Raw genomic sequence first — 10,499 nt, forward strand, 5'->3', positions numbered from 1 at the left:
GGACTAGGCACACATTTGTTTTATAAACGAAAAGACTAGTCTATGAGCACTGATAATAAACAATCGTTGCCGGCGTTAACGCTGGCGGCCATCGGCGTGGTGTACGGTGATATCGGTACCAGTCCACTGTATACCCTGCGTGAATGCCTGTCAGGTCAGTTTGGCTTTGGCGTTGAGCGCGATGCCGTTTTTGGCTTTTTGTCGCTGATTTTCTGGCTGTTAATCTTTACCGTATCGATTAAATACATCACCTTCGTGATGCGGGCGGATAACGCCGGGGAAGGCGGGATCTTAACGCTGATGTCACTGGCCGGACGCAATACCTCGGCGCGGATGACCTCTGTGCTGGTGATCCTCGGCCTGATCGGCGGCAGTTTCTTCTATGGCGAAGTGGTGATAACCCCGGCGATTTCGGTCATGTCGGCGATAGAGGGGTTAGAAATTATCGCCCCGCAGCTCGATAGCTGGATTGTGCCGATCTCCATTATCGTGCTTACCCTGCTGTTTATGATCCAGAAGCACGGGACCGGGATGGTCGGCAAGCTGTTTGCGCCGATTATGCTGATCTGGTTCCTGTTGCTGGCGGTGCTTGGCGCGCGAAGCATTTACGCTAACCCGGAAGTTCTGCAGGCGCTGAACCCCTACTGGGCGGTGCACTTCTTCCTGCAGTACAAGACCGTTTCCTTTATTGCGCTTGGCGCGGTGGTGCTGTCGATTACCGGGGTGGAAGCGCTGTACGCCGATATGGGGCACTTCGGCAAACTGCCGATCCGCGTCGCCTGGTTCTCCGTCGTACTGCCTTCGCTGGTGCTGAACTATTTTGGCCAGGGGGCATTGCTGCTTAAGCATCCGGAAGCGATTAAAAACCCGTTCTTCCTGCTGGCGCCGGAGTGGGCGCTGATCCCGATGCTGATTATCGCCACGCTGGCGACGGTTATCGCCTCGCAGGCGGTGATCTCCGGGGTCTTCTCCTTAACCCGTCAGGCGGTGCGTCTGGGCTATCTGTCGCCGATGCGCATCATCCACACCTCGGAAATGGAGTCCGGGCAGATCTATATCCCGTTTATTAACTGGCTGCTGTATGTCTCGGTAGTGATCGTCATCGTCAGCTTCGAGCACTCCTCTAACCTGGCGGCGGCGTACGGTATCGCGGTAACGGGCACCATGGTGCTGACCTCCATCCTTTCGGCAACGGTGGCGCGCAAAAACTGGCACTGGAATAAGCTGTTCGTTGGGCTGATGCTGGTGGCCTTCCTGTGCATTGATGTTCCGCTGTTCTCGGCGAACCTCGATAAGATTGTCTCCGGCGGCTGGCTGCCGTTATCCCTGGGTCTGGTGATGTTTACGGTGATGACCACCTGGAAGAGCGAGCGCTTCCGCCTGCTGCGTCGGATGCACGAGCACGGCAACTCGCTGGAAGCGATGATCTCTTCACTGGAGAAATCGCCGCCGGTACGCGTCCCGGGTACCGCGGTGTATATGTCCCGCGCCCTGAACGTGATCCCGTTTGCCCTGCTGCATAACCTGAAGCACAACAAGGTGCTGCATGAGCGAGTGATCCTCCTGACCCTGCGCACCGAGGACGCGCCTTACGTGCATAACGTTCGCCGGGTGCAGATTGAGCAGCTGTCGCCCTCGTTCTGGCGGGTGGTGGCCAGCTACGGCTGGCGGGAAACGCCAAATGTCGAAGAGGTGTTCCATCGCTGTGGCCTGGAAGGACTCAGCTGCCGGATGATGGAGACCTCGTTCTTTATGTCCCATGAGTCGTTGATTATCGGCAAACGGCCGTGGTATCTGCGTCTGCGCGGCAAGCTTTATCTGCTGTTGCAGCGTAACGCCCTGCGCGCGCCGGATCAGTTTGAAATCCCGCCAAACCGGGTTATCGAGCTCGGTACTCAGGTCGAAATCTGATGTCAAAAAAGCCCTTCCGTTGCGAAGGGCTTTTTGTTTCTCACTCCGTTTGTCATGTCCTGTCGCTGTCTCGCGAAACGTTTCGATGGCGATCACATTTCTCTCTTCTGGTGATGGTTTTCTGCTCACACATTGATAATAATTATTGTAGCGAAACGTTTCGCTAGTGGAGCAAAAGAGAAAAAATGAAAAAAGGCACCGTACTTAACGCTGATATTTCCGCGGTCATCTCCCGCCTGGGTCACACCGATACGCTGGTGGTCTGCGATGCCGGATTGCCGGTTCCCCGCAGCAGCGCGCGCATCGATATGGCGTTAACCCAGGGCGTACCTTCATTTATGCAGGTTCTGGAAGTGGTGACGACGGAAATGCAGGTTGAAGCGGCTGTCATCGCGGAGGAAATTAAGACGCATAATCCGCAGCTCCACGCGACGTTGCTCAACCATCTTGAGCAGCTGCAGCAGCACCAGGGAAATACCATTGAAATTCGTTACACCAGTCATGAGCAGTTCAAAAAACAAACCGCAGACAGTCAGGCGGTAATTCGCAGCGGGGAGTGTTCCCCGTTCGCGAATATCATTCTCTGTGCCGGCGTTACGTTCTGAGGTCGCCGTCATGGAAGCCTTATTGCAACTGAAAGGGATCGATAAAGCGTTCCCTGGCGTCAAGGCCCTCTCCGGCGCCTCGCTGAATGTCTATCCTGGCCGGGTGATGGCGCTGGTGGGTGAGAACGGCGCCGGTAAATCCACCATGATGAAAGTGCTGACCGGGATCTACACCCGTGACGCCGGCGCTTTATTATGGCTCGGTAAAGAGACCACCTTTAACGGCCCAAAATCTTCCCAGGAAGCCGGGATCGGCATTATCCATCAGGAACTGAACCTGATCCCGCAGTTGACGATCGCCGAGAACATCTTCCTTGGCCGCGAGTTCGTTAACCGCTTTGGCAAAATCGACTGGAAGCGGATGTATGCCGAAGCCGACAAGCTGCTGGCGAAGCTGAATCTCCGTTTTACCAGCCAGAAGCTGGTTGGCGATCTGTCGATTGGCGATCAGCAAATGGTGGAGATCGCCAAAGTGCTGAGCTTCGAGTCGAAGGTCATCATTATGGATGAACCGACCGACGCGCTGACCGATACCGAAACCGAATCGCTGTTCCGCGTGATCCGCGAACTAAAATCGCAGGGGCGCGGCATCGTCTACATCTCCCACCGCATGAAAGAGATCTTCGAGATTTGCGACGACGTGACCGTGTTCCGCGACGGGCAGTTTATCGCCGAACGTGAGGTCTCTTCGCTGGATGAAGACCGTCTGATCGAAATGATGGTTGGCCGGAAGCTGGAAGATCAGTATCCGCATCTGGCTAAGGCACCGGGCGCGGTGCGTCTGAAAGTCGATAATCTCTGCGGCCCGGGCGTGAAAAATGTGACCTTTACCCTGCGCCAGGGGGAAATCCTCGGCGTCGCCGGGCTGATGGGCGCCGGGCGGACCGAGCTGATGAAAGTGTTGTATGGCGCGCTGCCGCGCAGCAGCGGCTCTGTGACGCTCGACGGTCACGAAGTGGTGACCCGTTCGCCACAGGATGGCCTGGCGAACGGCATTGTCTATATATCCGAAGACCGTAAGCGCGACGGCTTAGTGCTCGGGATGTCGGTAAAAGAAAATATGTCCCTGACCGCCTTGCGCTACTTTAGCCGGACGGGAGGGAGCCTCAAGCATAAAGATGAACAGCAGGCGGTCAGTGATTTCATCCGGCTGTTTAACGTGAAAACGCCGTCCATGGAGCAGGCGATCGGCCTGCTCTCCGGCGGCAACCAGCAAAAGGTCGCCATCGCCCGCGGGCTGATGACCCGGCCGAAGGTCCTGATCCTCGATGAGCCGACCCGTGGCGTCGACGTCGGGGCGAAGAAAGAGATCTACCAGCTCATCAATCAGTTCAAAGCCGATGGCCTGAGCATCATTCTGGTCTCCTCCGAGATGCCGGAAGTGTTGGGCATGAGCGATCGCATCATAGTGATGCATGAAGGGCATCTCGGCGGTGAATTCACACGCGAGCAGGCCACCCAGGAAGTATTGATGGCTGCCGCTGTGGGCAAGCTTAAACGTGTGAATCAGGAGTAAGAAAGATGACAACCCAGGCTGTTTCTGGTCGCCGTTATTTCACGAAAGCGTGGCTGATGGAGCAAAAATCGCTGATTGCCCTGCTGGTGCTGATCGCGGTGGTATCGACCATGAGCCCCAACTTTTTTACCGTCAATAACCTGTTCAATATTCTGCAGCAGACCTCCGTTAACGCCATTATGGCGGTAGGGATGACGCTGGTCATACTGACCTCGGGGATCGACCTGTCCGTCGGTTCCCTGCTGGCGCTCACCGGCGCGGTGGCGGCGTCGATCGTTGGCATTGAAGTGAATGCGCTGGTAGCGGTTGCTGCTGCCCTCGCATTAGGTGCGGCGATCGGCGCAGTCACCGGGGTGATTGTGGCGAAAGGCCGCGTGCAGGCTTTCATCGCCACCCTGGTGATGATGCTGCTGCTGCGCGGCGTGACCATGGTGTACACCAACGGCAGCCCGATCAATACCGGCTTTAGCGATAATGCCGATCTGTTCGGCTGGTTTGGTATCGGGCGTCCGCTGGGGATCCCGACGCCAGTATGGATCATGGCGATTGTCTTCCTGGCAGCCTGGTACATGCTGCACCATACTCGCCTGGGTCGTTATATCTACGCCCTTGGCGGTAATGAGGCAGCGACACGTCTGTCCGGGATTAGCGTCAATAAAGTCAAAATTATCGTCTACGCGTTGTGCGGGATGCTGGCGTCGCTGGCCGGGATTATCGAAGTGGCGCGCCTCTCCTCCGCACAGCCAACGGCCGGGACAGGCTATGAGCTGGACGCCATTGCGGCAGTCGTGCTCGGCGGCACCAGCCTGGCGGGCGGCAAAGGACGCATTGTCGGCACGCTGATTGGCGCGCTGATCCTTGGTTTCCTGAATAATGGTTTGAACCTTTTAGGCGTTTCTTCCTATTACCAGATGATCGTTAAAGCGGTGGTGATTTTGCTGGCGGTACTGGTAGATAACAAAAAGCAGTAACTGAGAACTCTACAGGACATCTTAACTATGAATATGAAAAAACTGGCGACCCTGGTCTCTGCTGTTGCGCTAAGTGCGACCGTTAGCGCGAACGCGATGGCCAAAGACACCATCGCTCTGGTTATCTCTACTCTCAACAACCCGTTTTTCGTGTCTCTGAAAGACGGCGCGCAAAAAGAAGCTGACAAACTGGGCTACAACCTGGTGGTGCTCGATTCCCAGAACAACCCGGCGAAAGAGTTGGCTAACGTTCAGGATTTAACGGTGCGCGGTGCGAAGCTGTTGCTGATCAACCCCACCGACTCTGATGCCGTCGGCAATGCTGTGAAGATGGCGAACCAGGCAAAAATCCCGGTCATCACCCTTGACCGTCAGGCGACAAAAGGCGATGTCGTGAGCCACATCGCCTCTGACAACGTGCAGGGCGGAAAAATGGCGGGCGATTACATCGCGAAAAAGCTGGGTGAAAGTGCGAAAGTCATTGAGCTGCAGGGCATTGCCGGGACTTCCGCGGCGCGCGAGCGTGGCGAAGGCTTCAAACAGGCTGTGGCGGCGCACAAGTTCAATGTTCTGGCCAGCCAGCCGGCCGATTTCGACCGTACCAAAGGGCTGAACGTGATGCAGAACCTGCTGACCGCCCATCCTGACGTCCAGGCGGTGTTCGCGCAGAATGATGAAATGGCGCTCGGCGCCCTGCGCGCGCTGCAGACCGCAGGCAAGTCCGATGTGATGGTGGTTGGATTTGACGGCACTCCGGATGGCGAAAAAGCAGTAAACAGTGGCAAACTGGCGGCGACCGTCGCACAGTTGCCGGAGCAGATCGGCGCGAAAGGCGTTGAGACTGCTGATAAGGTACTGAAGGGCGAAAAAGTGGAGGCTAACTACCCGGTTGAGCTGAAGCTGGTCGTTAAGCAGTAATATGCGATTCGGACTGGCAACGGTCCGAGGGACAATATAAAAAAGAAAAGCAGGGCATGCGCCACCGGATCCCGGTGGCGCGCTTTCCCGGGAACAGAAACGATGAAAACTGCAGGCAAACTTGTCGTCCTTGGCAGCATCAATGCCGATCACATTCTCAACCTTGACGCTTTCCCGACGCCGGGTGAAACCGTCACCGGCAACCACTACCAGCTGGCGTTCGGGGGGAAAGGGGCCAACCAGGCGGTGGCCGCCGGGCGCAGCGGGGCGGATATCGCGTTTATCGCCTGTACCGGCGATGACGACATCGGTGAACGCATCCGCCGCCAGCTGGCAAGCGATAAAATCGATGTGGCGCCTGTGCGCGCGGTCGCCGGGGAAGCAACCGGCGTGGCGTTAATCTTCGTTAACGCCGAAGGTGAGAATGTCATCGGTATTCATGCCGGCGCCAATGCGGCATTATCCGTCGCTCAGGTAGAGGCGGAAAAAGCGCGGATCGCCAGCGCGCAGGCGTTGTTGATGCAGCTCGAGTCACCGCTGGAGAGCGTGCTGGCGGCGGCGAAAATCGCCCATCACCATCAGACCACCGTGGTGCTTAATCCCGCGCCAGCGCGTGAACTGTCCGATGAACTGCTGGCGCTGGTGGATATCATTACCCCCAACGAAACCGAAGCGGAAAAGCTGACGGGTATTCGCGTTGAGAGTGACGAGGATGCGGCAAAAGCCGCCGACGTGCTGCATGCCAAAGGCATTGGTACGGTGATGATCACCCTCGGCAGCCGCGGCGTCTGGCTCAGTGCCGAAGGCGAAAGCCGCCGGATCCCAGGGTTTCGTGTGCAGGCTATTGATACTATCGCCGCTGGCGACACCTTCAACGGCGCGCTGGTAACCGCGATGCTGGAAGGAACCGATCTGCCGGAGGCGATCCGCTTTGCGCATGCCGCGGCGGCGATTGCCGTAACCCGCAAAGGCGCGCAGCCTTCCGTGCCGTGGCGCACAGAGATCGATGAATTTTTAGCGCAACAGGGGTAATGCTTGGCTACGATGAAAGATGTGGCCCGCGTAGCGGGCGTTTCCACATCGACGGTGTCACACGTCATCAATAAAGACCGCTTTGTCAGCGAGGCGATCACCGCCAAAGTCGACGCCGCGATCAAAAGCCTTAACTACGCCCCCTCTGCGCTGGCGCGTAGCCTCAAGCTTAATCAAACCCGCACCATCGGCATGCTGATCACCGCCAGTACCAATCCGTTTTATTCGGAGCTGGTGCGGGGCGTGGAGCGCAGCTGCTTTGAGCGGGGTTATAGTCTCGTACTCTGTAATACGGAAGGTGATGAGCAGCGAATGAATCGTAATCTGGAGACGTTAATGCAAAAACGCGTCGATGGATTACTGCTGCTGTGCACTGAGACCCACCAACCCTCTCCGGAAATTATGCAGCGCTATCCGTCGGTTCCGACGGTCATGATGGACTGGGCGCCGTTTGATGGCGATAGCGATCTGATTCAGGATAACTCGCTGCTCGGTGGTGATATGGCGACCCAGTACCTGATCGATCAAGGGTATTCACACATCGCCTGCATTGCCGGCCCGCTGGATAAAACCCCGGCGCGTCTGCGCCTTGAAGGTTACCATGCCGCGATGGCGCGCTGCGGTCTGCCCGTAGCCGAGGGATACGTGGTGACCAGCGATTTTGAGTTTGGCGGCGGGTTTAGCGCGATGCAGCGGCTGCTGGCGTTGCCGCAGCGGCCGCAGGCGGTGTTTGTCGGTAACGATGCCATGGCGGTTGGCGCTTATCAGGCGTTATACCAGGCCGGGCTGCAGATCCCGCAGGATATGGCGCTGGTGGGTTACGATGATATTGAACTGGCTCGCTATATGACGCCGCCGTTGACCACCATTCATCAACCGAAAGATGAGCTGGGGGAACTGGCCATCGACGTGCTGATCCATCGCATGGCCGACCCGCAGCAAAAACAGCAGCGCGTACAGTTAACCCCGGAGCTGGTGGTCCGCGGTTCCGCTTAGCGTTTGTGCCGCTCGCTAATCAGGTTGCGGCCATCCTTCGCTCTTAACAGCATAAACATCAGCGCCGACACGATGGTTATCACGCCCATGGTAATAAAGGTGTAGTGAAACTGCTCTACGGTGCTGGCGCTGTCAAAACCTTCATAGAAGCGCAGCACCGCAGCGCTGATGGCCACCCCGAGACTGATGGAAAGCTGCTGGGTGACGGCCAGCAGGCTGTTGCCGCTGCTGGCATTGTCATCCGTCAGATCGGCCAGGGTAATGGTATTCATGGCGGTAAACTGCGTGGACATCGCCATCCCCAGCACGAACAGCGGCAGAAGAAGCATCCACAGCGGCATTTCTGGCGACTGCAGCGAGAACTGGGCAATCATAAGGCCAATAAACACGGTGATCCCCACCAGGGTCTTACGATAGCCAAACCAGCGCAGCACCTGGGTAACGGTAGATTTCGCAATAATCGAGCCGATAGCGGTGGGGGCGATCATACAGCCGGCGATAATAGCCGGATAGCCGAAGCCAACCTGTAGCATGAGCGGCATCAGAAACGGCACGCAACCGGTACCCAACCGCGTGGCAAGGTTGCCGGCAATGCCAACCGAGAACGTATGGGTCTTAAATAAAGAGAGCGAGATAAGCGGCGCAGGATGGCGGCGCGCGTGACGGACATAGGCCAGGAGCAATATCAGACTGACGGCGATCACCGCCAGCGCCAGCCATGTCGCCACAATTTTTTCGCCAAACAGTTCAATACCGCTGGAAAATAACACCAGGCTTAAGCCAAATAACAGAAAACCGGTTATATCGAAGCGTCGGCGCGGCGTTGTGAAATTTGGCATGTATTTACGGGCGTACAGAATGCCGATCACGCCGATGGGTATGTTTATCAGGAAAATCCAATGCCAGCTGGCCCAGGTAACAAATACCCCGCCGAGCACCGGACCCAGAATCGGTCCCACCAGTCCTGGCATGGTGACAAAGTTCAGAACCGGCAGCAGTTCGCTGCGCGGATAGGCGCGCAGGAGGGCCAGCCTCGCCACCGGCATCATCATCGCCCCGCCGATCCCCTGAATGACGCGAAAAATGACCAGTTCCGTTAATGAACTGGAGAGCGCGCAGGCGAGGGAGCCGAGAGTAAACAGGCTAACGGCGATGATAAAGACCCGACGCGTGCCGAAGCGATCGGCCAGCCAGCCGCTGACCGGGATCAGCATCGCCACCGTCAGCGTATAACTGATGATGGCCGACTGCATTGCTAACGGGGAACGATTCAGGCTGTGGGCGATAGCCGGGAGGGCAGTGTTAAGAATGGTGGCATCCAGCGCCTGCATAAAGAAGGCCATCGCCGCAATCCACGGCAGGCCGGCCATGCTGCGCCCTTTTTTTCCGCTCATGCCAAATCCTTGTTATTGATTTACGTGGTGGGGGGCGTTTAGCAGCGCCTGGCAGGCAAGTAAGGCACCCGGCGCATCACTGTTGAGAATGGCATCGACAATCGCCTGGTGGAGATCGAGCTTCACCACTTCATTTTGCGTAATTGATGTGAAGTAAGTGTGGTAGACCGAATGAAATAAAGAAGCGAATGAGCTTAGGAAAGGATTACCGCTCATTTCATAGATATGTTCATGCCAGGCCATATCGACTGCAATCCAGCGATCGCGCTGAAAATGGCGTTTCAGGGCAATCATCTCTTCCATTAGGGTATTGAGCTGCGCTTTCTGCTCTGCGGTGCCGTGGGCGGCGGCGAGAAAACAGGCCTGTGGCTCCAGGCTGCTGCGCATGACGAGAAAGTGGCTCACCACCTCTTCGAAGTTATCTTCTGTTAGCCACCAGGAGAGGAGCTCTTTATCAAGGAAGTTCCAGCTGCTGCGCGGCATGACCCGGGTGCCAATGCGAGGGCGGGGCAGCAGCATGCCTTTTGCAGTGAGTGTCTTCACCGCTTCGCGGACGGCGGTACGACTCACGCCGAACTGCTCCCCTAACTCCATTTCGCCGGGAAGAATGCTTTCCGGCTGATATTCGCCAGTCAGTATTTTTTGGGCGAGCTTCTCGGCCAGTACCCAGGAGATGTTCTTTTGTGCCGCCAGTTGCTGTGTGCTTAAAGACATAAATGCCGTTCCTTTCTTTTCTCTACTCTAACAGTATGCCACCAGGCGCCCCGTTTCGTTGGTTAAAACAGCAAAACGGCGGTTTTTTGCGACATTCCTCGCCGCATTGTTGAAAAAAGAGACGGTTGAAAAGTTTTTTTGCATTTCCCCTTGTCACCTCGGAATTACTCCCTATAATGCGCCTCCACTGACACGGAACAACGGCAAGCAAGCCGCCGGGTCAGCGGGGTTCCGGTGAGAACCTCGCAGAGAAAAGCAAAAATAAATGCTTGACTCTGCAGCGGGAAAGCGTAATATGCACACCCCGCGCCGCAGCGAAAAACGAAGCGGCACTGCTCTTTAACAATTTATCAGACAATCTGTGTGGGCACTCAAAGTGACATGGATTCTTAATGTCTTCGGACAATAAATGAATACCAAGTCTCAAGAGTGAACACGTAAT

9 protein-coding genes are annotated in these 10,499 nt (G+C 56.5%); 7 read left to right on the forward strand and 2 right to left on the reverse strand.

What is annotated here, in order from left to right; genetic code table 11:
- Nucleotides 1-42 precede the first annotated feature (42 nt).
- From kup to rbsR, 7 genes are all read left to right on the forward strand, one after another.
- Nucleotides 43-1,911 (forward strand): low affinity potassium transporter Kup, encoded by a 1,869-nt coding sequence (gene kup / locus ACLH1I_RS23250; RefSeq protein WP_004202319.1) that lies wholly within the window; start codon nt 43-45, stop codon nt 1,909-1,911.
- A 185-nt stretch (nt 1,912-2,096) separates the two neighbouring features.
- Nucleotides 2,097-2,516 (forward strand): D-ribose pyranase, encoded by a 420-nt coding sequence (rbsD, locus tag ACLH1I_RS23255; protein ID WP_004202320.1) that lies wholly within the window; start codon nt 2,097-2,099, stop codon nt 2,514-2,516.
- Between the two features lie 10 nt (nt 2,517-2,526).
- A complete protein-coding gene (gene rbsA / locus ACLH1I_RS23260; protein WP_151629349.1) occupies nt 2,527-4,032 on the forward strand; it encodes a ribose ABC transporter ATP-binding protein RbsA in 1,506 nt (501 codons plus the stop codon).
- A 5-nt stretch (nt 4,033-4,037) separates the two neighbouring features.
- Nucleotides 4,038-5,003 (forward strand): ribose ABC transporter permease, encoded by a 966-nt coding sequence (gene rbsC / locus ACLH1I_RS23265; RefSeq protein WP_004202322.1) that lies wholly within the window; start codon nt 4,038-4,040, stop codon nt 5,001-5,003.
- 27 nt (nt 5,004-5,030) lie between these two features.
- On the forward strand, nt 5,031-5,921 hold the full coding sequence (gene rbsB, locus ACLH1I_RS23270) for a ribose ABC transporter substrate-binding protein RbsB (protein WP_004202323.1): 891 nt from the start codon (nt 5,031-5,033) through the stop codon (nt 5,919-5,921).
- A 102-nt stretch (nt 5,922-6,023) separates the two neighbouring features.
- Nucleotides 6,024-6,953: a ribokinase gene (rbsK, locus tag ACLH1I_RS23275; protein WP_049003818.1), complete on the forward strand. Its 930-nt coding sequence runs from the start codon at nt 6,024-6,026 to the stop codon at nt 6,951-6,953.
- A 3-nt stretch (nt 6,954-6,956) separates the two neighbouring features.
- Nucleotides 6,957-7,949, forward strand: a complete 993-nt coding sequence (gene rbsR, locus ACLH1I_RS23280) for a ribose operon transcriptional repressor RbsR (RefSeq protein ID WP_004202326.1) — start codon at nt 6,957-6,959, stop codon at nt 7,947-7,949.
- Here the strand turns inward: rbsR and mdtD are convergent.
- Both mdtD and ACLH1I_RS23290 read right to left on the reverse strand, forming a co-directional pair.
- Nucleotides 7,946-9,343 (reverse strand): multidrug transporter subunit MdtD, encoded by a 1,398-nt coding sequence (gene mdtD / locus ACLH1I_RS23285; RefSeq protein WP_004202328.1) that lies wholly within the window; start codon nt 9,341-9,343, stop codon nt 7,946-7,948. The two genes, rbsR and mdtD, sit on opposite strands and share 4 nt — an antisense overlap.
- A 12-nt stretch (nt 9,344-9,355) precedes the next feature.
- Nucleotides 9,356-10,057 carry a FadR/GntR family transcriptional regulator gene (locus ACLH1I_RS23290; protein WP_080936163.1) on the reverse strand — a complete coding sequence of 234 codons (702 nt, stop codon included), beginning with the start codon at nt 10,055-10,057 and terminating at the stop codon, nt 9,356-9,358.
- Nucleotides 10,058-10,499 lie beyond the last annotated feature (442 nt).

The sequence above is a fragment of the Klebsiella sp. 1SOBk10mer genome (genome assembly GCF_046602535.1).
Taxonomy (GTDB): domain Bacteria; phylum Pseudomonadota; class Gammaproteobacteria; order Enterobacterales; family Enterobacteriaceae; genus Klebsiella; species Klebsiella quasipneumoniae.

Coding starts and splice junctions, on each gene's coding strand:
- kup (WP_004202319.1), top strand. CDS start 43: ATGAGCACTGATAATAAACAATCGTTGCCGGCGTTAACGCTGGCGGCC.
- rbsD (WP_004202320.1), top strand. CDS start 2,097: ATGAAAAAAGGCACCGTACTTAACGCTGATATTTCCGCGGTCATCTCC.
- rbsA (WP_151629349.1), top strand. CDS start 2,527: ATGGAAGCCTTATTGCAACTGAAAGGGATCGATAAAGCGTTCCCTGGC.
- rbsC (WP_004202322.1), top strand. CDS start 4,038: ATGACAACCCAGGCTGTTTCTGGTCGCCGTTATTTCACGAAAGCGTGG.
- rbsB (WP_004202323.1), top strand. CDS start 5,031: ATGAATATGAAAAAACTGGCGACCCTGGTCTCTGCTGTTGCGCTAAGT.
- rbsK (WP_049003818.1), top strand. CDS start 6,024: ATGAAAACTGCAGGCAAACTTGTCGTCCTTGGCAGCATCAATGCCGAT.
- mdtD (WP_004202328.1), bottom strand. CDS start 9,343: ATGAGCGGAAAAAAAGGGCGCAGCATGGCCGGCCTGCCGTGGATTGCG.
- ACLH1I_RS23290 (WP_080936163.1), bottom strand. CDS start 10,057: ATGTCTTTAAGCACACAGCAACTGGCGGCACAAAAGAACATCTCCTGG.